The sequence below is a fragment of the Pseudomonas sp. CP4 genome (assembly GCF_047758505.1).
In the GTDB taxonomy this organism is placed as follows: Bacteria; Pseudomonadota; Gammaproteobacteria; order Pseudomonadales; family Pseudomonadaceae; genus Aquipseudomonas; species Aquipseudomonas fluorescens_AO.
In genome coordinates this window covers 1,029,873-1,050,237 of record NZ_CP180489.1, presented here as the reverse complement: position 1 = coordinate 1,050,237, position 20,365 = coordinate 1,029,873, and the positions used below count along the sequence as shown (strand labels likewise).

The following is a 20,365-nucleotide window of genomic DNA, read 5'->3' as shown; positions in this document are numbered from 1 at the left end:
TTGTATCGTCACGCAAGGGTGCCAAGATGTCTGGCATGACTAATCACAACGACACAAACCACGGTCGGGTGCTGCGTTTTGGCCCCTACACCTTTCATGTGCGCCAACGCTTGGTTCTCGAGGGAGAGCAACCGCTGCGCATGGGCGGGCGCGCCATGGACATTCTGCAGGTGCTGCTCGAGCACGCGGGCAGGGTGGTCAGCAAAGAGCAGTTGATTGCTCAGGTCTGGCCGACGTCGATTGTCGAAGAGATCAATCTGCGGGTGCACATTGCGGCGCTGCGCCGTGCACTCGGCGATGGCACCAAAGGCCAGCGTTACATCATTCACGTGGCGCAATGCGGCTACAGTTTTATCGCCCCGGTGGAGCAGGACCCAAATGATGCGCTGCCCATGCCCGCCGCCGGGCTCACGCCGCTGCACAATCTTCCGGCACGACTGACACCCGTCAGTGGTCGCGACGCTTTGGTCGGCAGTCTGGTTCGACAAATGCCGGTGTGCCGCTTGATGACGATTACCGGTGCGCCAGGTGTTGGCAAAACCACGGTGGCACTGCGCGTGGCAGAACTGCTGCTGCAATATTTCCGCGATGGCGCCTGGTGGATCGACCTTGCCAACCTCCAAGATGAAAAATCGCTGCTCGATTACGTGTTGCGCGCCCTGAAGACAGACCTTTCCACGCTGACCGGCCGGCACGCCTTGTTGATACTGGACAACTGCGACCACCAGCGCGACAGCTGCGCGGCTCTGGTTGAAACTCTGTTGCACGCGGCTCCTCGCTTGTCGATTCTGGTCACCGTTCGCGAAGCCTTGCATGTCGCGCACGAGACCGTGCATTTCGTGCCGCTGTTGGCGATCCCCAAGCGCTCGACATTGAACACCGTCGAAGAAGCCTTGGGCTATCCGGCGGTGCAGTTGTTCGTCAATCGGGCGCGAGCGCGGCAGCATGGCTTCAGTTTGCGTGAACAGGATTTGCCGGGTGTGCGCGAGATCTGCCGTCAACTGGACGGTCTGCCGCTGGCGATCGAACTCGCCGCAGCGCAGATCGACGCGCTGGGTTTGATCGGTCTACAGGCCCAGGTTGAAAACGGTCTGCAGTTGCTTGGTCAAGGCCGGCGCACGGCGGAACCGCGCCATCAGTCGATGGCGGCTGCCATCGATTGGAGCTTTCAGTACCTGACGGAAACGGAGCAGCGCGTGCTGCTGCGTCTGTCAGTGTTCGGCAGCGGGTTTACCTTGGAAGCTGCAGTGAGCGTGGTCAGCTGTGCGGATCTGGCCGGCTCCAGGTTAACCTCAATCATCGAAGCCCTGGCGCGCAAATCGTTGCTGATTCAGCAACCCATCCAGGCAAAGGTTCGCTATTGGATGCTCAACACCGTGCGCCGCTATGCGCGTGATCAGCTTGAGCGCAGCGACGCGTGGCTTGAACTGGAACGGCGTCATGCGCGCTATCTCAGCCGCACGCGCAATGCGTCAGGCCGGGCATTTCTCGCGCAGGCTGTCGATTAGCCCACGCACCTTGCGCAAGTCCGGGGTGGCGTAGCCTTCGGTAAAGCGCTGGTAGATCGGCGTGAGCAGATCCAGTGCTTCGCGGTGGCGCGATTGGCGGAGCCACAGTTCAGCGAGATCCGTGGCGCTACGCAGTTCCCAGGCCAGCGCGCCCTGGTTTCTGGCAATGTCGAGAGCTTGTTGCAGGGTTTGTTCGGCTTGGGTTGCAGCGGTGTCCGAGCGGGCCGATTCGCGAGCAGGCTCGCTCCCGCAGGATTCAACGCACAACCCGGAATTTGCGCCCGACGACGACCCCTTGTGGGAGCGAGCCTGCTCGCGAAGCGGCGTTTGTGAATGCTTCAACAATGCCGCCGCCCGTGCCCGCAATATTTCCGCCGTACTCCAACCCGCGTCCCCATTGCGTGCTCGCTCGATCATTGCCTCATCGACAAAGCGCTCATCCAGCGTAACCATCACTTCCCGGATCAAACCGCTGCTCTGCGTCGATACCGGCGCGGCATTGTCTGGATCGATCACTTGGGCATACTGCCGCCCCCAGTTATTGAACAGCAGCACCGAATGCTTCTGTGATTGTTCCAACAACAATTGCAGCAAGGCGCGGGCATTGTCGCGGTCACCGTTGTAATGGGCGATCAGGCAACTGGCCAGCGCCAGGGTGTAGCAGATCGAGGTCCCGTGGTTGATCTGCACGGCAATATCCAGCGCCTGCCGTGCGGCGCGCCAAGCCTGCTCGGGCAGACCCTGCAGCCACAGCACTCGTGCCAGTACCGTCAGTGAAGCAACACTCTGGTCGTACTGCACGCCAAAACCATGGGTGAAGCGATTGAGATGGCCGCTGTGGGCCATGCGTTGCAATACCTGCTCGGCATGCACGCGAGCCTGCGGTTGGTCGCCGGCATAGTGCAAGGCCAGCACCCGCAAACGATGTGTGCTCAGTGATAGCAGTGGCTCGCCGTGCACGCCGATGCGGTCGAACTGCTCACTTTGCGCCAGTGCCATGCGGTAGTGTCCGCAGCTCAGGTTGACCGCCATGTGCCCCGATATCGCACGCAGTTGCCCGGCCAGATCGCCATGTTCTTCGGCTAATCGGCAGGCGTCGACGAACGCCTGGATGGTTTGTGGCGTGCCGCCCCAGGTGTGATAGCTGGCGCTGCCGAGCGCCAGTTTCAAGGCGATTTGCAGGCGAGGGCAGGGCTGTGAGAGCGAGCCTGCTCGCGAAGGCTCCAGCAGGCTCAGCGCCCGGCGCACATAGCGGCTGTAATCGCGCAGCAACGACAGCTCCTGCCACAACGGTGCCGAAGCGGCAGCCAGGTGCACGCCCAGCTCATCGGGTCCCGGCCCGTTGAGGCTCCAGTCCAGCGCCGCGCGCAAGTCCTCCAGACCCCGGGCATAACGCTCCATCCACAGCACGGTGGGGGTGTTATCCCAATCCGCTTGCGCCTGCTGCATCAGTGTCAGGCAGCGCTCGGCGTGGCGTTGGCGGGTTGCGCTGAGCTCGTCGGCCTGTTCGAGTTTTTCCAGTGCGTAGTGGCGCGTGGTGTCGAGCAAACGGTAGAAGACATCTTCGTCGCCCACTTCGACGCTCAGCATGGATTTGGCGACCAGTTGTGTGACGGCGCTGAACACCGCGCCGGGATCGATCTGCTGGCCGATTACTACTGCTGCTGCCGAGGCGAGGCTGAAGCTGCCACGGAAAATGCCCAATCGCCGCAGACAGGTTTGCTCGCAGACATTGAGCAGGTTGAAACTCCAGTCCATCGTCGCGCGCAGGGTCAAGTGACGGTTGGCGCTGCTGTGGTGGCCGGCGGACAGCGGCGGCAGGCCTTCGCGCAATTGTTTGAGCAGTCCGTCCATGCCCAATTCGCTGACCTGAGCGGCGGCCAGTTCCAGTGCCAACGGAATGCCGTCCAGGCGCTGGCAGATCTCGATCGCTTGCGGCAGTTCGGCGTGGCTCAGGTGAAAGCTTTCCCGGGCAGCCGTGGCGCGTTCGACAAACAATTGCAGCGCAGCAAAGCCCAGCGCCTGGGCCGGGTCCATCGGCGTCGACATGGACGGGCATTCGAGTGACTCCAGACGCTGCACAAACTCGCCCTCAGCGCGCAGGCTCTCGCGGCTGGTGGCGAGGATATGCACCTTGGGCGCCCCGCGCAGAATCTGCTCGCTGAGCGCCGCGATCGCATCAATCAAGTGCTCGCAGTTGTCGATGACCAGCAGCATTTGCCGTTCACGCAGGCCGTCGACCAGACCCGCCTGTGCATCGTCTTCGGAGGCGGACAGATCGAGCAGCGCCGCCAGGTGCGAGCCGATCAGCGCGGGATCGGCGATCGGCGCCAAGTCCACCAGGCGGATGCCGTCGCGATACTGGCCAATCAGCTGTTCGGCGACGCGCAGGGCGACGGTGGTCTTGCCAATGCCGCCAGGGCCGACCAGGGTGATGCAGCGTCGGCGCGGCAGTTGCGCAATCAAGTGATCGACCACCGGCTGGCGGCCGATCATTCGCGTGCGGCGCAGCGGCAGGTTGTGTCTGGCGACGGGCATCGCCGGTTTTTGTTCGATGCTGTCGAGGAGGATGGGGGCGACAAAACTGTAGCCGCGCTGCGCCACGGTGACGATGTAGCGCTGACCGTTCTGTCCGTCGCCCAGCGCCTTGCGCAGCGCCGCCATGTGTACGCGCAGGTTGATGTCTTCAACGACACTGTCTGGCCAGACCCCGACCATCAGTTGCTGCTTGCTCACCACTTCACCGGCGTGGGCCAGCAAAATCAGGAGGATGTCCATCGCCCGCCGTCCCAGGCGCAAAGGCTGTTGGCCTTCAAGTAGCAGTCGTTGCTCGGGATGAATCCGATAGGGGCCAAAGGCAATGGCCTGATTCGGGGGAAAACTCAACAGCGCGCTCCTGCGGTAATGCGACGGACAGGGCGAACCAGTGCCTGGCACATGCGCAGGCCGTCTGATCCGGGGTGTCCGGGCATAATCCTCAGGTTTTGGCATCAGTGCAACGGGTGGCGTAACGGCAGCAGTCAAAACACCGCAGGCTGCGCGGCGGTGTTTTTCGGTTTGCCCATGACCCGACAGCGCCAGGCGAAGGGATTGATGCCCTCGCTGCGGGTGAACATGTGGCAAAAGTGCGCCTGATCGCAGAAGCCGCATTCCAGGCTGATTTGCGTCAGACTGAGGTCGGTGTGCTGGATCAGCAACTTGGCCCGGGCCAGACGCTGGGCGCGAATCCAGTCCTGTGGGGACAGGCCGGTGCTGCACTTGAACGCCCGGGAGAAATGACTGCGTGACAGTGAACAGGCACGGGCGAGTTCAGCCACTTCGAGACTTTCGCCCAGGCGATCGAGGATCAACTGTTTGATCTGACGTTCGCGCTGCGGACTGAGTCCGCCAGTCGCGTTTTTCCGCGGTTCGCAGGCAGGGGCGAGGGCGACGGTTTGCTGTAGATAAGCCATGGCCAAGGTCCGTGTCGGTGGGGAATACACGGTCGGCGCATTCCCTCAGGTCAAAAAAGCAACGCTGCGCAGAGGTCTTCATTGTTGGGTGAGGGCGTGAGGCTGACGAGTTAATCGTTGTTAATTTCCTTGCTGAGGCTGGAACTCAGCACATCCTTGCAAGTCAGCGCCCGGCGCTTTGCGCGACGATGTCGACCAAGCACGGCCGCCATCGGCCAGGTTCAAGGGGAATGCAATGAAAGTCTTGGTTAAAGCAGCGACGACCGTGGCGATGATGCTGGCAATGTCCGGCGCGATGGCGCAGGCGCCGCAGGTGGGCACTCAGGCGCCGGGTTATTTCCGTTTGGCGGTGGGCGATTACGAAGTCACGGCATTGTTCGACGGCTACAACGATTTGTCGCCGAAGTTGTTGCAGGGCATGAGCCAGAGCCAGATTCGCGCGCTGCTCGCACGCCGTTCGATCGAAACCCCAGGGGTGCAGACCGCGTTCAATGCGTTCCTGGTCAACACCGGCAAACAGCTGATTCTGGTAGATACCGGCGCCGGGCAGTGCATCGGCGCCACCGCCGGGCAGCTTTCGGCCAACATGCAGGCCGCCGGCTACAAGCCTGAGCAGGTCGACACGATTCTCTTGACGCACCTGCACCTCGATCACGTCTGTGGTCTGGTCGATGCAGAGAAAAAACCGCTGTTTGCCAACGCCACCGTGTACGCGGCCAAGGCCGAGGCCGACTACTGGCTCGATCCGGCAGCGCTGGCCAAGGCTCCCGCCGGCGCCAAAGAGTTTTTCAAAATCGCCCAGGATTCCACCGCGGCCTACGTTGCCGCCGGTCGCTTCAAGACTTTCGCCCCCGGGCAGTCGCCGTTGCCAGGCTTGGTCGAAGCCACCCTCGAAGCCGGGCACACGCCGGGCAGCACTACGTATCGCTTCACCTCGCAGCAGCAGAGCATCGTGTTCATGGGCGATCTGGTGCACAACCTGGCGGTGCAGTTTCTGCACCCGGAAGTGTCGATCGGTTTCGACGTCAACAGTCAGCAAGCGATCAGCAGTCGGCAGGCAGTGTTCCGTGCTGCGGCCGCGAGCAAGACCTGGGTGACGGCCGCGCATTTGCCGTTCCCGGGCATCGGCCACATCACCGCCGAGGGCAAACATTTTCAGTGGGTACCGGTGGAGTACGGTCCGTATAAACGTGCGGCGAAAGTGCCGTTGATCGAGTAAAGTGCCCAGCGCCTGTGGCAAAAAGCGTCTGACACCGATAAGGAAACCACGCCCATGAACCGTAACGATCTGCGCCGCGTCGACATGAACCTGCTGGTGATTTTCGAAGCGCTGATGTTCGAAAAGAACCTGACCCGCGTTGCCGAAAAACTGTTCATGGGCCAGCCGGCGGTCAGTGCTGCGCTGGGGCGCTTGCGTGATCTGTTCGACGATCCGTTGTTGCTGCGCAATGGTCGCGGCATGGAGCCGACGGCGCGGGCGCTGGCGATCCTCAAGGAGCTGCAACCGGCCATGGATGTGATTTCCGGTGCGGTCAGCCGCGCCAAGGAATTCGAACCGGCGAGCAGTTGCGACGTGTTTCGCATCGGTCTGTCGGACGACGCCGAGTTCGGTCTGTTTCCGCCGCTGTTGCGCCAGCTTCAGCAGGAGGCGCCGGGGATTGTCGTGGTAGTGCGCCGCGCCAATTATCTATTGATGCCGGCGCTGTTGGCCTCTGGAGAAATCTCCGTGGGTGTCAGCTACACCACAGATCTGCCGGCCAACGCCAAGCGCAAGAAGCTGCGTGATATTCCCTGCAAAGTCCTGCGCGGCGATGATCGTCCGGGGCCGCTGACCCTCGATGAATATTGCGAGCGTCCGCACGCGATGGTGTCGTTCTCCGGTGATCTGAGCGGCAACATCGACCTGGATCTGGCCAAGATCGGCCGCTGCCGCCGCGTCGTTCTCGGTGTGCCGCAGTTCAGCGGCTTGCGGGCCTTGCTCGCCGGTACCGAGATGATCGCCACCGTGCCGGATTACGCTGCCTGTGCACTGGTCGAAGGCTGCGCCCTGCGTGCCGAAGATCCACCGTTTCCGATTGATGCGGCGCAATTGTCGATGGCCTGGAGCGGGGTGCATGACAACGACCCGGCGGAGAAGTGGCTACGCTCGCGCATCAGTCAGTTCATGGCGGCGCCGCTGGATATTCCAGCGCTTTAACCCATCTCGATTACACAAGCAGTTCTCCTGTGGGAGCGGGCTTGCTCGCGAAAGCGGTATGCCAGTCAACATGGATGTGACTGACCTGACGCCTTCGTGAGCAAGCCCACTCCCACATTGTTTTGTGATTGTCTGCAAATGCGATGTACGCCGCAGATCCCTGTGGGAGCGGGCTTGCTCGCGAAAGCGGTATGCCAGTCAACATGGATGTGACTGACCTGACGCCTTCGTGAGCAAGCCCACTCCCACATTGTTTTGTGATTGTCTGCAAATGCGATGTACGCCGCAGATCCCTGTGGGAGCGGGCTTGCTCGCGAAAGCGGTATGCCGGTCAACATAGATGTGACTGACCTGACGCCTTCGTGAGCAAGCCCACTCCCACACTGTTTTGTGATGGTCTGCAAATGGGATGCGCGCCGCCAATCCCTGTGGGAGCGGGCTTGCTCGCGAAAGCGCTTTGCCAGTCAACATGGATGTGACTGATCTGACGCCTTCGTGAGCAAGCCCACTCCCACATTGTTTTGTGATGGTCAGCCAATTGAATGCACGCCGCAGATCCCTGTGGGAGCGAGCTTGCTCGCGAAAGCGGTATGCCAGTCAACATGGATGTGACTGACCTGACGCCTTCGTGAGCAAGCCCACTCCCACATTGTTTTGTGATTGTCTGCAAATGCGATGTACGCCGCAGATCCCTGTGGGAGCGGGCTTGCTCGCGAAAGCGGTATGCCAGTCAACATGGATGTGACTGACCTGACGCCTTCGTGAGCAAGCCCACTCCCACATTGTTTTGTGATTGTCTGCAAATGCGATGTACGCCGCAGATCCCTGTGGGAGCGGGCTTGCTCGCGAAAGCGGTATGCCGGTCAACATAGATGTGACTGACCTGACGCCTTCGTGAGCAAGCCCACTCCCACACTGTTTTGTGATGGTCTGCAAATGGGATGCGCGCCGCCAATCCCTGTGGGAGCGGGCTTGCTCGCGAAAGCGCTTTGCCAGTCAACATGGATGTAACCGACCTGACGCCTTCGTGAGCAAGCCCACTCCCACATTGTTTTGTGATGGTCTGCAAATGGGATGCGCGCCGCCAATCCCTGTGGGAGCGGGCTTGCTCGCGAAAGCGGTATGCCGGTCAACATAGATGTGACTGACCTGACGCCTTCGTGAGCAAGCCCACTCCCACACTGTTTTGTGATGGTCAGCCAATTGAATGCACGCCGCAGATCCCTGTGGGAGCGAGCTTGCTCGCGAAAGCGGTATGCCAGTCAACATGGATGTGACTGACCTGACGCCTTCGTGAGCAAGCCCACTCCCACATTGTTTTGTGATGGTCAGCCAATTGAATGCACGCCGCAGATCCCTGTGGGAGCGAGCTTGCACGCGAAAGCGGTATGCCAGTCAACATGGATGTGACTGACCTGACGCCTTCGCGAGCAGGCTCGCTCCCAGATTGTTTTGTGATGGTCAGCCAATTGAATGCACGCCGCGAATCCCTGTGGGAGCGAGCTTGCTCGCGAAAGCGCTTTGCCAGTCAACATTGATGTGACTGACCTGACGCCTTCGCGAGCAAGCTCACTCCCACATTGTTTTGTGATGGTCTGCAAACTGAATGCGCGCCGCCAATCCCTGTGGGAGCGGGCTTGCTCGCGAAAGCGGTATGCCGGTCAACATAGATGTGACTGACCTGACGCCTTCGTGAGCAAGCCCACTCCCACATTGTTTTGTGATGGTCAGCCAATTGAATGCACGCCGCAGATCCCTGTGGGAGCGGGCTTGCTCGCGAAAGCGGTATGCCAGTCAACAGGGATGTAACCGACCTGACGCCTTCGCGAGCAAGCCCACTCCCACATTGTTTTGTGATGGTCAGCCAATTGAATGCACGCCGCAGATCCCTGTGGGAGCGGGCTTGCTCGCGAAAGCGGTATGCCAGTCAACATGGATGTAACCGACCTGACGCCTTCGCGAGCAAGCTCCCTCCCACACTGTTTTGTGAGTCTGCAAACTGAATGCACGCCGCCAATCCCTGTGGGAGCGGGCTTGCTCGCGAAAGCGGTATGCCAGTCAACATAGATGTGACTGACCTGACGCCTTCGTGAGCAAGCCCACTCCCACATTGTTTTGTGATGGTCTGCAAACTGAATGCACGCCGCCAATCCCTGTGGGAGCGAGCTTGCTCGCGAAAGCGCTTTGCCAGTCAACATTGATGTAACCGACCTGACGCCTTCGTGAGCAAGCCCACTCCCACATTGTTTTGTGATGGTCAGCCAATTGAATGCACGCCGCAGATCCCTGTGGGAGCGGGCTTGCTCGCGAAAGCGGTATGCCAGTCAACATAGATGTGACTGACCTGACGCCTTCGCGAGCAAGCCCACTCCCACATTGTTTCGTGATGGTCTGCAAACTGAATGCGCGCCGCCAATCCCTGTGGGAGCGGGCTTGCTCGCGAAAGCGGTATGCCAGTCAACGAAGATGTAACTGACCCGCCGCCTTCGCAAGCAGGCTCGCTCCCACATTGTTTTGTGGTTGGCAGCAGAGTGTCCGGTGGTCTGAAACGCAACTAAGCACACCCATCCAATTTCTTCCGCCCCGGCATTGGCATGATTCCCGTCAATGACATTCAAAGGGTCGGGTCATGATTGCTACGAGGGATGAACAGGCGCGCGACATCGGGTTGCTGTTCCTGCGGGTCAGCGGTGGGTTGTTTCTGTTGTGGGTGCACGGCTTGCCCAAGTTGCTCGACTTCACGGCGCAACTGCAACTGATCGAAGACCCGTTCCACCTCGGCGCCCACCTGACTCTGAGCCTGGCGATCTTCGCCGAAGTTCTCTGCCCGCTACTGATCGTCGCCGGTGTGCTGGCGCGATTGGCCTGCTTGCCTATTCTCTTTGTGCTCCTGGTGGCGTTGCTGGTCGTGCATCCGCAATGGAGTGTGGCCGAAGGGCAGTTCGGCTGGTTGCTGATGATTCTTTTCACCACTGTATTGATCGCCGGGCCCGGACGGCTGGCGATTCCTGTTCGTTTGCCCGGAGTGCTGCGTTATGCCTGAAGTCCTTAATCAACAAGCACCGGGGGCCGATGAGACCGTCACGTTGATCATCAAACACTCGGTCAAGGCCGGTTTCGAATCAGCGTATGAAGCGTGGCTGCGCAACATCGTGCGCGTCGCCGGCCAGCGCGCAGGGCATTTGGGTGTGGATGTGGTACGCGGCAAGCGCGGACGTCTGGATTTCTACACGTGCGTATTGCGCTTCAGCTCCACCGAAGCGATGCAGGGCTGGCTGGAATCCTCCGAGCGTCAGGCGCTGGTGGCTGAAGCCGCGCCGATGCTGGCTGACGGTGATCAGACCGAAGTCGCCCCGGTCAACGAATTCTGGTTCTCGCCCCTGGGCGATGCCGCTTCGCCGCCGCCGCGCTGGAAGCAGGCCGTGGTCTCGCTGCTGGTGATTCTGCCGCACACCTTGCTGGTGCCGCTGATCTGGGGCCCTTTGCTGGCGCTGCATCCTTTGCTTTCCAACTACGTGGTCGCCACGTTCCTGATCACCCTGACCATCGTCCTTTCGGTGGTCTACGTGGTGATGCCGCCGGTCACCTGTTTGTTCACCCCGTGGCTGGAAGCCAGCCAGGCCCACGAACACCTCGATTCCCAAGAAACCTCGCCGCGTTGAGCGGGGTTTGCTTCTTTTCACTTTTGCTTGAGGAACTGCGATGAGCGCCGATCTGATTTTATTCAATGGCCAATTTCATACCGTAGACCGGGAAAAACCACTGGCCAGCGCCGTGGCGATCAAGGACGGCCGCTTCGTCGCCGTTGGCAACGACGCCGAGGCCATGGCCCTCAAAGGCAGCGCCACACAAGTGGTCGACATGAAGGGCCGTTGCGTCATTCCTGGTCTCAACGACTCGCACTTGCACCTGATTCGCGGCGGTTTGAACTACAACCTCGAACTGCGCTGGGAAGGCGTGCCGTCGCTCGCCGACGCGCTGCGCATGCTCAAGGATCAGGCCGATCGCACGCCAACCCCGCAATGGGTGCGCGTGGTCGGTGGCTGGAACGAATTCCAGTTCGCCGAAAAGCGCATGCCGACCCTGGAAGAAATCAACCAGGCCGCGCCGGACACCCCGGTGTTCATCCTGCACCTGTATGACCGCGCCTTGCTCAACCGCGCCGCTCTGCGTGTGGCCGGCTACACCCGCGACACGCCGAACCCACCAGGTGGCGAGATCGTGCGCGACAGCAATGGCAACCCGACCGGCATGCTGGTCGCTCGGCCGAACGCGATGATTCTCTACTCGACTCTGGCCAAGGGGCCGAAGCTGCCGCTGGAATATCAGGTCAACTCTACTCGTCAGTTCATGCGCGAACTCAATCGCCTCGGCCTGACCAGTGCGATCGACGCCGGCGGTGGTTTCCAGAATTATCCGGACGATTACCAAGTGATCGAACAATTGGCCAAAGACGACCAGTTGACCGTGCGCATCGCCTACAACCTGTTCACCCAGAAGCCGAAAGAAGAGCTGACCGATTTCCAGAACTGGACCGGCAGCGTCAAGTTGCATCAGGGCGATGACTTCCTGCGCCACAACGGCGCCGGCGAAATGCTGGTGTTCTCTGCCGCCGACTTCGAAGACTTCCTCGAACCGCGTCCGGACCTGCCGCAGACCATGGAACAGGAACTGGAGCCGGTGGTGCGCCACCTGGTCGAGCAGCGCTGGCCGTTCCGTCTGCACGCCACGTACAACGAATCAATCAGCCGCATGCTCGACGTGTTCGAGAAGGTCAACCGCGACATTCCGTTCAACGGTCTGCCGTGGTTCTTCGACCACGCTGAAACCATCACCCCGCAAAACATCGAACGTGTGAAAGCGCTGGGCGGCGGCATTGCGATTCAGGATCGCATGGCGTTCCAGGGCGAATACTTCGTCGATCGCTACGGCAAACAAGCCGCCGAAGCCACGCCACCGATCAAGCGCATGCTCGCTGAAGGTGTGCCGGTTGGTGCAGGCACCGACGCCACGCGCGTGTCCAGTTACAACCCGTGGACCTCGCTGTACTGGATGGTCAGCGGCCGCACCGTTGGCGGTCTGGCCCTGTACGAAGAAGGTCTGCCACGCAGCACCGCGCTGGAACTGTTCACCCACGGCAGCGCCTGGTTCTCCTCGGAGCAGGGCAAGAAGGGTCAGATTCGCGTTGGTCAACTGGCAGACCTCGCGGCACTGAGCGCGGACTTCTTCAGCGTTGAAGAAGAAGCGATCAAGTGGATCGAGTCGGTGATGACCGTGGTCGGCGGCAAGATCGTCTACGCCGCCGGCGATTTCGAAGACCTCGGCCCGCGTTCGATTCCGGTGCTGCCGGACTGGTCGCCCGTGGTCAAGGTGCCGGGCCACTGGCGCCCGAACTCGCCGTTGCAGGCGCAGGTTCACCAGTGCAGCGGGCCTTGCGCCGTGCACACCCACAGCCATGAAAAAGCGCGTATGTCGAATGCGCCGGTCAGCGATTTCGCCGGTTTCTGGGGCGCGTTCGGCTGTTCCTGCTTCGCGTTCTGAGTTTGAAAAAAGCGCCGGTCATCAGGGCCGGCGCTTCCCGCAACAACCATCCATCCAGGAGTTTTGCCATGAGCGTTCCTTACAAGCGTCTGAACAAAGATGATGCCGTCGTCCTGCTGGTCGACCACCAGACCGGTCTGATCTCGCTGGTGCAGGATTTCTCGCCGAACGAGTTCAAGAACAACGTGCTGGCACTGGGCGACATCGCCAAGTTCTTCAAGCTGCCGACCATTCTGACCACCAGCTTCGACGCAGGTCCCAACGGCCCGATCGTGCCTGAGCTGCTCGAGCAATTCCCTGACGCGCCGTTTATTCAGCGTCCAGGCCAGATCAACGCCTGGGACAACGAAGACTTCGTCAAAGCGATCAAGGCCACCGGCCGCAAGCAACTGATCATCGCCGGTGTAGTGACCGACGTTTGCGTAGCTTTCCCGACCCTGTCGGCGATTGCTGAAGGCTTCGAAGTGTTCGTCGTGACTGACTCGTCGGGTACCTTCAACACCACCGTGCAACAAGCGGCGTGGGCGCGTATGTCCGCCGCCGGTGCACACCTGATGAACTGGTTCGCTGTGGCCTGCGAGCTGCAAGGCGACTGGCGCAACGACATGGAAGGTCTGGCGCATCTGCTGTCCGAGCGTCTGCCTAACTATCGCAACCTGATCAACAGCTACACCAAGTTCACTGCCAAGTAAGAAAATCGAAAGATCGCAGCCTTCGGCAGCTCCTGCATGGGAACGCATTTTCCCTGTAGGAGCCGCCGAAGGCTGCGATCTTTTGCTGTTAGCGTTTTTGCAACCAACCCAAAAAACCACCTTTTTTCACCGCCACCGGTTTGGCCATCAACGCGAGGCGACTGTTCTGCTGACGCACCGCCTGCAACTTGTTCAAGGCCCGGCCGACTTCGCTGCGCTTGTCCATGCACTCACGGGTCAACTGCTTGTCGAGACGATAGATGATGCTCGACGTCAACGCCGTGAACGTCGCCTGCGACGGCGTATCGGCAAGAATGCTCTGCTCACCCATGACTTCGCTCGGCCCCATGCGTCCGGCCTCGGTCTGGCCATTGCCGTCCGGCACCGTCGCGCTGACCACGCCCGTGGCAATCACGAACAGACTGTCCGGCACCTCGTCCAGATCCAGCACCACCTGACCCGCCGTGTACTGCTGCGCGACCATCGACTCAGCGAGGCGATCACGTTCCTCACTGCTCAGCGAGCGGAAAATTTTCACTTCATCCAGCAATGCACGAGCACGGCTCGACGGTTCGATCACGCCGTCGGGATGCCGGGAAATGCCCGCCGCTTCGAGATGGCGATGGGCGAGGTCGAACAGTTGATTGCGCACTTCGCTCTTCTTGCCCAGCTCGGCGATGAACCCGCTGGCAACGTACTCCGACATGGTTTCGCCAGCCTCTTTGAGCACGGCTTTCGGCGCCGGGCTGAGCAACAACGAGCTGCTGCCCTGCAAGGTGCGATCAAGGGCATCGAGTACCCGCCGCGGACGAATGTGATTGGGCACCTGGATGCTGATCGATACGCCGTGCATGTTGCTCGGCCGGCTGAGGTTGACGATCTTCGCCTTGGCCGCCACCGAGTTCGGCACCACGGCCATGGTGCCGGCGCTGGTCAGCAGGTGCGTGGCGCGCCAGTCGATATCGAACACCTTGCCTTCGACGCCGTCGATCATCACCAGATCGTCCACCTGATACGGCTTGGTGGTGTTGAGGACGATGCCGGAAAACACGTCGGCGAGAGTGCTTTGCAGCGCCAGACCGACCACGATAGCGACCACCCCGGAGGTGGCCAGCAGGCCTTTGACCGGCAGCTCAAGCACGTAACCGGCCGCCGCGACAATCGCGACCAGAAACACCAGCGCGCCGATGACATCCTGCAACAGGCGACCGCTGTGACCGATGCGGCGCATCAGCGCCAGGCCGATCACTTCGGTCAGCACTCTTGCTGCGTACAGCCACCAGAGAATCCCCAGCGCCGTCGCCCCCAGTTGTGCCACGCGATCATCGGCGAACAGCGGCGCCTGCAACGGGCTGACACCGGCGTTGATCACCAGCGCGCTGAACGCCAGAAACAACGCCAGACGTACGCCGACTCGCGGTGCGCGATGGGTGAAGGGCGAGAAATGCCAGAGTGCGGCGTCGAGCAGCAACAGCACAGCGCTCCAGGACAGCAGGTGGGCGTAGAAAAGACTCATGACCGGTACTCCGCGACGCTGGTGAGAAAAAAGATCGCAGCCTGCGGCGGCTCCTACAGGGAATCGTATTCCAGGGTAGGCGCTGCCGCAGACTGCGATCTTTTGCTTTTATGGATTCAGATGAGTCTTCAGCTCGGCTGCCGCTTGGCGCACCGCAGCCTTAACCTCTGGTATCTGGCTCAGCGGGTTGAGCAGACCGAAGTCATGAATCATCCCGTTGTAGCGCACCGAGGTCACCGGCACGCCGGCCGCATCCAGGTGCCGCGCATAGTCTTCACCTTCGTCACGCAGCACGTCGAACTCGGCGGTCTGCACCAGCGCAGCGGGCAGGCCCTTGAGCTGTTCGGCGCTGGCGTTGAGCGGCGAGGCATGGATCTGCGCACGCTCGGCCGGGTTGGTGGTGTAGTTGTCCCAGAACCACTGCATCATGCCTTTGGTGAGGAAGTGGCCCTCGGCAAATTGCTGGTACGACCCGTCGTCGAACCGTGCATTGGTCACCGGCCACATCAACAGCTGGAAGCGCAGCGCCGGGGCTTTCTGCTCTTTGGCCATCAACGCCACGACCGCCGCCATGTTGCCGCCGACGCTATTGCCGGCCACCGCCAGACGCTTGCCATCGACACCGATGTCCTTGCCGTGCTCGGCCACCCATCTGGTCGCAGCGTAAGCCTGGTTGATTGCGGTCGGGTACTGCGCTTCCGGCGATGGCGTGTAATCGACATACACCGCAACAGCGCCCGAGCCGACCACCAGATCACGAATCAGGCGCTGATGCGTCGGGAAGTCACCGAGCACCCAGCCACCACCGTGGAAGAACATGAACACCGGCAACTCGCCTTTGACCTTGGCCGGACGCACCACTTTCAGGTTGAGGGTCTGGCCATCGACCTTGATTGCCTTGTCGCTGATTTCCACACCGGACAGATCAACCTTCACCGAGGCCTGCGCACCGGTCAGCACTGCGCGGGCGTCTTTTGGGCTCAGTTGCTCCAGCGGACGACCACCGCCAGCGGCGAGGGCGTCGAGGAACGCTTGAGTGTTGTGTTCGACGCCGGGGCTGCCAGCGGCAAAAGCGCTGCTGACGGAGAGGGCGAGGAGCGACGCGGCGAGGGTTTTCTTGACGATGTTCATGGGTGGAAATCCTTTTGAATGATTTTGATTGTTTGCCTGAGTTGCGGGCTGCTGTGGCACCGGGTTTGTGGCCTCAGCAACACCGTGAGCACAGATTAATGGGCTGCTGAAAAGCGAAAAAGCGGCTATAAAGCGTTTAACTGTCCACCAGAGAGTGACAATGAACCCGTTCGAAGACATGCGTATTTTTTGCCAGGTCATGGACTCCGGCAGCTTCACCGCCGCGGCCGATCAGTTGGGCCTGTCCAAGCAGTTCGTCAGCCGCCGTTTGATGCAACTCGAAGAGCGCCTCGGTGTGCGCTTGTTGAATCGCTCGACCCGCCGCCTCGACGTCACGCCTCTGGGGCAGAGCTATTACGAATCGGCGTTGCGCTTGCTCGCAGAAGTGGAGCAGGTCGAGCAGGGCATCGCTGGCGAAACCGCCGAGCCGCGCGGCACGATTCGCCTGAGCGCGCCGCTGTCGTTTGCCGTGGCGCATCTGGGTTGTCTGCTGCCGTTGTTCCTGCAGCGTTATCGCGAAGTCACCGTCGAGGTCGATTTAAGCGATCGCCCGGTCGACCTGCTCGGCGAGGGCTACGACCTGGCCCTGCGCATCGGCGTACTGGAGGACTCGACACTGATCGCCCGCCGCATCGCCAGTATCGAGCGGGTCTACTGCGCCAGCCCGGCCTACCTCGCTGAACGCGGCACACCGCTCAAACCCGAAGACCTGCACAGCCATGACTGCCTGCCGTACGGTCACGGACGCTCGGTGCAATGGCGCTTCAACGAAGCGCCGGGCAAACCGGTACTGATCAACGTCGCCGGGCGCATGCGCGTCAACAACGGCGAACTGCTGCGAGACGCAGCGGTGCAAGGGATGGGGATTACCTATCTGCCGACTTTCATTGTCGGCGCAGCGCTGAAGGACGGGCGGCTGCTACCGGTGCTGGATGATTTACGCCCGGAGCCACTGACCTTGTCAGCGGTATATCCGCAGCACCGTCAGGCTTCAAGGCCGGTGCAGGCGCTGGTGGAATTTTTGCGTGAACGGCTTAACCAGAGCCACGTGAATCTTTGATCCCTACGCCGACCGAACTGTAGGAGCGAGCCTGCTCGCGAAGGCGATCATCCAGACGCTGAGGTGCTGACTGAACCAACGCTTTCGCGAGCAGGCTCGCTCCCACAGTAGATTGTCGGTGCATTCAAAGTCGCTCAGTTGGCGCGCTTGTCATCGCCTGGTTCGCCGCCGACATGCACGCCATGGTCATCGCCCACTTCACCGGCGCGATGGACGCCATGGTCATCCCCAGGTTCGGCGTGGGTGCCGCTGCGGCCGGAGGAGGAAGACGCACTGTTGCCCGAGTGGCCCGAGCCATGGTCACTGCCGCTGTGGCCACTGTTGCCGCCACCTCCGCTGCCGCTGTTGCCGCCTCCGCCATGGCTGCCGCCGCCACCGCTTCCTCCGCCACTGCCGTTACCGCCACTCCCGCCACCATTGCCACCATGACTGCCGCCACCTCCACCTCCACTCCCGCTACCTCCGCTTCCACCACTTCCGCCACCGCTCCCCCCATCTTTGGCATGTGCACTGGACACCCCGGACAAACTGTCCGGAATCAGTACGGTAGACGCTGACAGAACGGCGCCGATGGCCATTGCCAGAACGAGCTTTTTGATCTGCATATCGTTCTCCGTGTTTATGGTTTTGTTTGGGAACGCACAGTGCGTTGCTGCCGGGATCCGACCCGTTCCCGTGGTCAGTGAATACTCGAGGCCAACTCGAAAATCGGGATGTACATCAGGATCACGATGACGCCGATCAGCAGGCCGATGAAAGTCATCAGCAATGGCTCGAACAGTTTCACGAACCATTCCAGCCAGCGGCTGATTTCCTCGTCGTAGAAGTCGGCGCTGCGCTCCATCATTTGACCGAGGTTGCCGGACTGCTCGCCTGCCCGCAGCAGACGCAGCGATACCGGCGTCACCAAGTGATTGAGTTCCAGCGCGGCTGACAAGGACTGGCCCTCGCGGACCCGTTCGCAGGCTTGATCCAGGCGCGTGCGCGAGGCCACGGTGAGCAAGCCTCGAACCATGCCCATTGCCGTCACCAGTGGAATTCCGCCCTGCAGCAGAATCCCCAGCGAACGATAGAACCGCGCCAGCTCATACATGAAAATTCGTTGATGCACGGCCGGCAGTTTCTCCGCCAGGCGATCCAGCCCACGGCGAAACGCCGGCTGTTTCTGCGCCACGGCGAGGGCAATGACCAGCGCCGCCAAGGCGCCAAAGAACTGCGCCTGGTGCGCATGCAGAAACATGCCGCTGCTCATCAATACCTGCGACAGCCACGGCAGGTTATTGCCCAGCCCTTCAAATACCAGACTGAAACGCGGCACCACGTAGCCCATCAGGAACAACACCACGCCACCGCCGACCACCAGCAAGAGCATCGGGTAGATCGAAGCGCTGATGATCTTCTGCCGCACCTCGTCCATGCGCTGGCGATAACTGACGTAACGCCCCAAGGCATCGCCGACCGCGCCAGTCTTCTCGCTGGACTGCACCAGCGCCACGTACAACGGCGGAAAAACTGCCGACAACTGCGCCAGCGCCTGCGAGAAGGATTTGCCTTCGTAAAGCAGGCGCACCAATTCGCTGAGGGTCTTGCGCGCAGCGGGGGCGCTTTCCTTTTCGGCGAGGCTTTCCAGCGCATCGATCAGCGGCAGGCCTGCGTTGAGCAGGGTGGTCAGTTCCTGGCTGAACAGCACCAGGTTGAAGGTCTCGCGCTGACGCAGTTTCAGCGCACGCCAGTGCTTGTCGGCGTGCACACTGAGCACCCGCAGACCCTGGTCCTCGGCAATCCGCCGCGCTTCGCTGTCTCCCGGCGCTTCGACGCGCATCGACACCACGCCGGCCTTGCCGACCGCTTTGAGATGAAATCGCATGGGGCCGCGCTCCGCTCATTGCCAATTGGTGACTTCAGCGTTCTCGCCTTCGCCGCCGGGCTGGCCGTCCTTGCCCATCGACAGCAAGTCGTACTCGCTGTTTTCGCCGGGGTAGCGGTAGGCGTAATTACGGCCCCATGGATCCTGCGGCAGCTTTTTTTGCAGGTATGGGCCGGTCCATTTCGCCTCATCACTGGGTGCCAGTACCAGCGCCTGCAAGCCTTGTTCGGTCGACGGGTAATGGCCGACTTCCAGGCGGTACAGATCCAGCGCTTTGCTCAAACCTTCGATTTGCGCCTTGGCCACCTTGACCTCGGAGCGACCGAGCTGGGCGAAGTATTTCGGCGCGACGATACCGGCCAGCAGGCCGAGCACCACCAGCACCACGAGCAATTCAAGCAGGGTAAAACCGCGTTGGCCACGCGGGCGAAAGGGCCGCTTCATGATGATCTCCCGTAGATGGCAATCGAGTCGCCATAGGGGCCTATGCAATTGCCATGCTCAGCCCCGCAGGAAATCATCTGCCGCGCTGGAGGCCTTGTTATTCGGGCCTTTCAGAAAACGGCACAGTGCTTGCGTAGAGCTCGATCGTGATCGGCCACTGGGGCATTTCCCCCAATTTATCGGGGGCCGGTCCGGGGAGGCCCGACATGAAATTTCTCGCCAGTGGATTGCTCGGATGTGCGCTGCTCAGCGGCGCCGCGCAAGCCGATGTCTTCATCTCCGTGGACGCCAAGGGCAGCTACGTGCTGTCCAACGTGCATCGGCCCGGACGCACTTACGAACGAGTCATTCACGAGGCGGACGCGGCAGTGGCCAGCCTCGATCAGCAGCCACAGATGATCGCCAATCAGCCTTACGCAGAGCTGGTTTCCGCAGCGGCCAAAGTCAACCAGTTGCCCGAGGCGCTGTTGCACGCGGTGATCAACGCCGAGTCGCATTACAACCCCGGCGCCACTTCAGCCAAAGGCGCGGGTGGGCTGATGCAATTGATGCCCGACACCGCGCGCGAGCTGGGCGTGACCGACGTTTATGACCCCAAGGCCAACATCCAGGGCGGGGCCAGATACCTCAAGCGCCTGATGACCCTGTTCAACAACGACATCGCTCTTGCCGTGGCGGCTTACAACGCCGGCCCGGATGCGGTGCTCAGCCGTGGTCGGGTGATTCCACCGTTCGCCGAAACCCAGCGCTATGTGCCGAATGTGCTGCGCCAGTACCGGCGTCTGCAGGGCTTGGCGATGGATGCGCCGTTGTGAGCCCTTTACCCGATTCCCCACTTTCGGGGCCAACCGGGCAGGCCCGGAAAGTGGGGCAAACGGGTGGGGAATATCCCCCGGATTCTCAGGTCGGCGCTTTAACTGACTGATATGCAGAAGGATTTTTTGTGGCACGCGGCTT

At 61.2% G+C, this 20,365-nt stretch carries 16 protein-coding genes; 9 read left to right on the top strand and 7 right to left on the bottom strand.

Going from position 1 to position 20,365, the window contains the following annotated elements:
* The first annotated feature begins 35 nt into the window (after window positions 1-35).
* The gene (locus ACMYUN_RS04570; protein ID WP_415763090.1) at window positions 36-1,508 is read left to right on the top strand and encodes an ATP-binding protein; all 1,473 of its coding nucleotides are present in this window, start codon (window positions 36-38) and stop codon (window positions 1,506-1,508) included.
* Here ACMYUN_RS04570 and ACMYUN_RS04565 read toward each other — a convergent pair.
* Complete coding sequence (locus tag ACMYUN_RS04565; protein WP_415763089.1) at window positions 1,473-4,394, bottom strand: ATP-binding protein; 2,922 nt, start codon at window positions 4,392-4,394, stop codon at window positions 1,473-1,475. The genes ACMYUN_RS04570 and ACMYUN_RS04565 overlap by 36 nt on opposite strands.
* Window positions 4,395-4,528: 134 nt before the next feature.
* Complete coding sequence (locus ACMYUN_RS04560) at window positions 4,529-4,960, bottom strand: helix-turn-helix domain-containing protein (protein WP_039762133.1); 432 nt, start codon at window positions 4,958-4,960, stop codon at window positions 4,529-4,531.
* 235 nt (window positions 4,961-5,195) lie between these two features.
* On the opposite strand from ACMYUN_RS04560, the gene ACMYUN_RS04555 reads away from it, so the two are divergent.
* The 6 genes from ACMYUN_RS04555 (at window position 5,196) to ycaC (ending at window position 13,390) form a co-directional block, all read left to right on the top strand.
* Window positions 5,196-6,179 carry an MBL fold metallo-hydrolase gene (locus ACMYUN_RS04555; protein WP_415763088.1) on the top strand — a complete coding sequence of 328 codons (984 nt, stop codon included), beginning with the start codon at window positions 5,196-5,198 and terminating at the stop codon, window positions 6,177-6,179.
* 54 nt (window positions 6,180-6,233) lie between these two features.
* Window positions 6,234-7,157, top strand: coding sequence for a LysR family transcriptional regulator (locus tag ACMYUN_RS04550; RefSeq protein ID WP_039762138.1), 924 nt, complete (start codon window positions 6,234-6,236; stop codon window positions 7,155-7,157).
* 2,629 nt (window positions 7,158-9,786) lie between these two features.
* Entirely contained in the window at window positions 9,787-10,200 is a 414-nt protein-coding gene (locus ACMYUN_RS04545; protein ID WP_415763087.1) for a DoxX family protein, read from the top strand.
* Window positions 10,193-10,819 carry an antibiotic biosynthesis monooxygenase gene (locus ACMYUN_RS04540; RefSeq protein WP_415763086.1) on the top strand — a complete coding sequence of 209 codons (627 nt, stop codon included), beginning with the start codon at window positions 10,193-10,195 and terminating at the stop codon, window positions 10,817-10,819. Before ACMYUN_RS04545 ends, ACMYUN_RS04540 begins: the two co-directional genes overlap by 8 nt.
* A gap of 40 nt (window positions 10,820-10,859) precedes the next feature.
* Window positions 10,860-12,698: an amidohydrolase gene (locus tag ACMYUN_RS04535; protein ID WP_101159884.1), complete on the top strand. Its 1,839-nt coding sequence runs from the start codon at window positions 10,860-10,862 to the stop codon at window positions 12,696-12,698.
* Between the two features lie 68 nt (window positions 12,699-12,766).
* The gene (gene ycaC / locus ACMYUN_RS04530) at window positions 12,767-13,390 is read left to right on the top strand and encodes an isochorismate family cysteine hydrolase YcaC (RefSeq protein ID WP_016774080.1); all 624 of its coding nucleotides are present in this window, start codon (window positions 12,767-12,769) and stop codon (window positions 13,388-13,390) included.
* An 88-nt stretch (window positions 13,391-13,478) separates the two neighbouring features.
* On the opposite strand, the gene ACMYUN_RS04525 is transcribed toward ycaC, so the two are convergent.
* Window positions 13,479-14,906 carry a mechanosensitive ion channel domain-containing protein gene (locus tag ACMYUN_RS04525; RefSeq protein WP_415763085.1) on the bottom strand — a complete coding sequence of 476 codons (1,428 nt, stop codon included), beginning with the start codon at window positions 14,904-14,906 and terminating at the stop codon, window positions 13,479-13,481.
* Between the two features lie 108 nt (window positions 14,907-15,014).
* Window positions 15,015-16,037 carry an alpha/beta hydrolase gene (locus tag ACMYUN_RS04520; RefSeq protein WP_415763084.1) on the bottom strand — a complete coding sequence of 341 codons (1,023 nt, stop codon included), beginning with the start codon at window positions 16,035-16,037 and terminating at the stop codon, window positions 15,015-15,017.
* 160 nt (window positions 16,038-16,197) lie between these two features.
* Here ACMYUN_RS04520 and ACMYUN_RS04515 point away from each other — a divergent pair, with 160 nt between their 5' ends.
* Entirely contained in the window at window positions 16,198-17,097 is a 900-nt protein-coding gene (locus tag ACMYUN_RS04515) for a LysR family transcriptional regulator (RefSeq protein ID WP_415763083.1), read from the top strand.
* A 134-nt stretch (window positions 17,098-17,231) separates the two neighbouring features.
* On the opposite strand, the gene ACMYUN_RS04510 is transcribed toward ACMYUN_RS04515, so the two are convergent.
* The 3 genes from ACMYUN_RS04510 to gspG all read right to left on the bottom strand — a co-directional run bounded on the left by ACMYUN_RS04510 (window position 17,232) and on the right by gspG (window position 19,408).
* The gene (locus ACMYUN_RS04510) at window positions 17,232-17,702 is read right to left on the bottom strand and encodes a hypothetical protein (protein ID WP_415763082.1); all 471 of its coding nucleotides are present in this window, start codon (window positions 17,700-17,702) and stop codon (window positions 17,232-17,234) included.
* A gap of 74 nt (window positions 17,703-17,776) precedes the next feature.
* The gene (locus ACMYUN_RS04505; RefSeq protein WP_415763081.1) at window positions 17,777-18,964 is read right to left on the bottom strand and encodes a type II secretion system F family protein; all 1,188 of its coding nucleotides are present in this window, start codon (window positions 18,962-18,964) and stop codon (window positions 17,777-17,779) included.
* A 15-nt stretch (window positions 18,965-18,979) separates the two neighbouring features.
* A complete protein-coding gene (gene gspG / locus ACMYUN_RS04500; protein WP_122610277.1) occupies window positions 18,980-19,408 on the bottom strand; it encodes a type II secretion system major pseudopilin GspG in 429 nt (142 codons plus the stop codon).
* A gap of 206 nt (window positions 19,409-19,614) precedes the next feature.
* Between gspG and ACMYUN_RS04495 the strand changes: the two genes are divergently transcribed.
* The gene (locus tag ACMYUN_RS04495) at window positions 19,615-20,223 is read left to right on the top strand and encodes a lytic transglycosylase domain-containing protein (protein WP_415763080.1); all 609 of its coding nucleotides are present in this window, start codon (window positions 19,615-19,617) and stop codon (window positions 20,221-20,223) included.
* Window positions 20,224-20,365 lie beyond the last annotated feature (142 nt).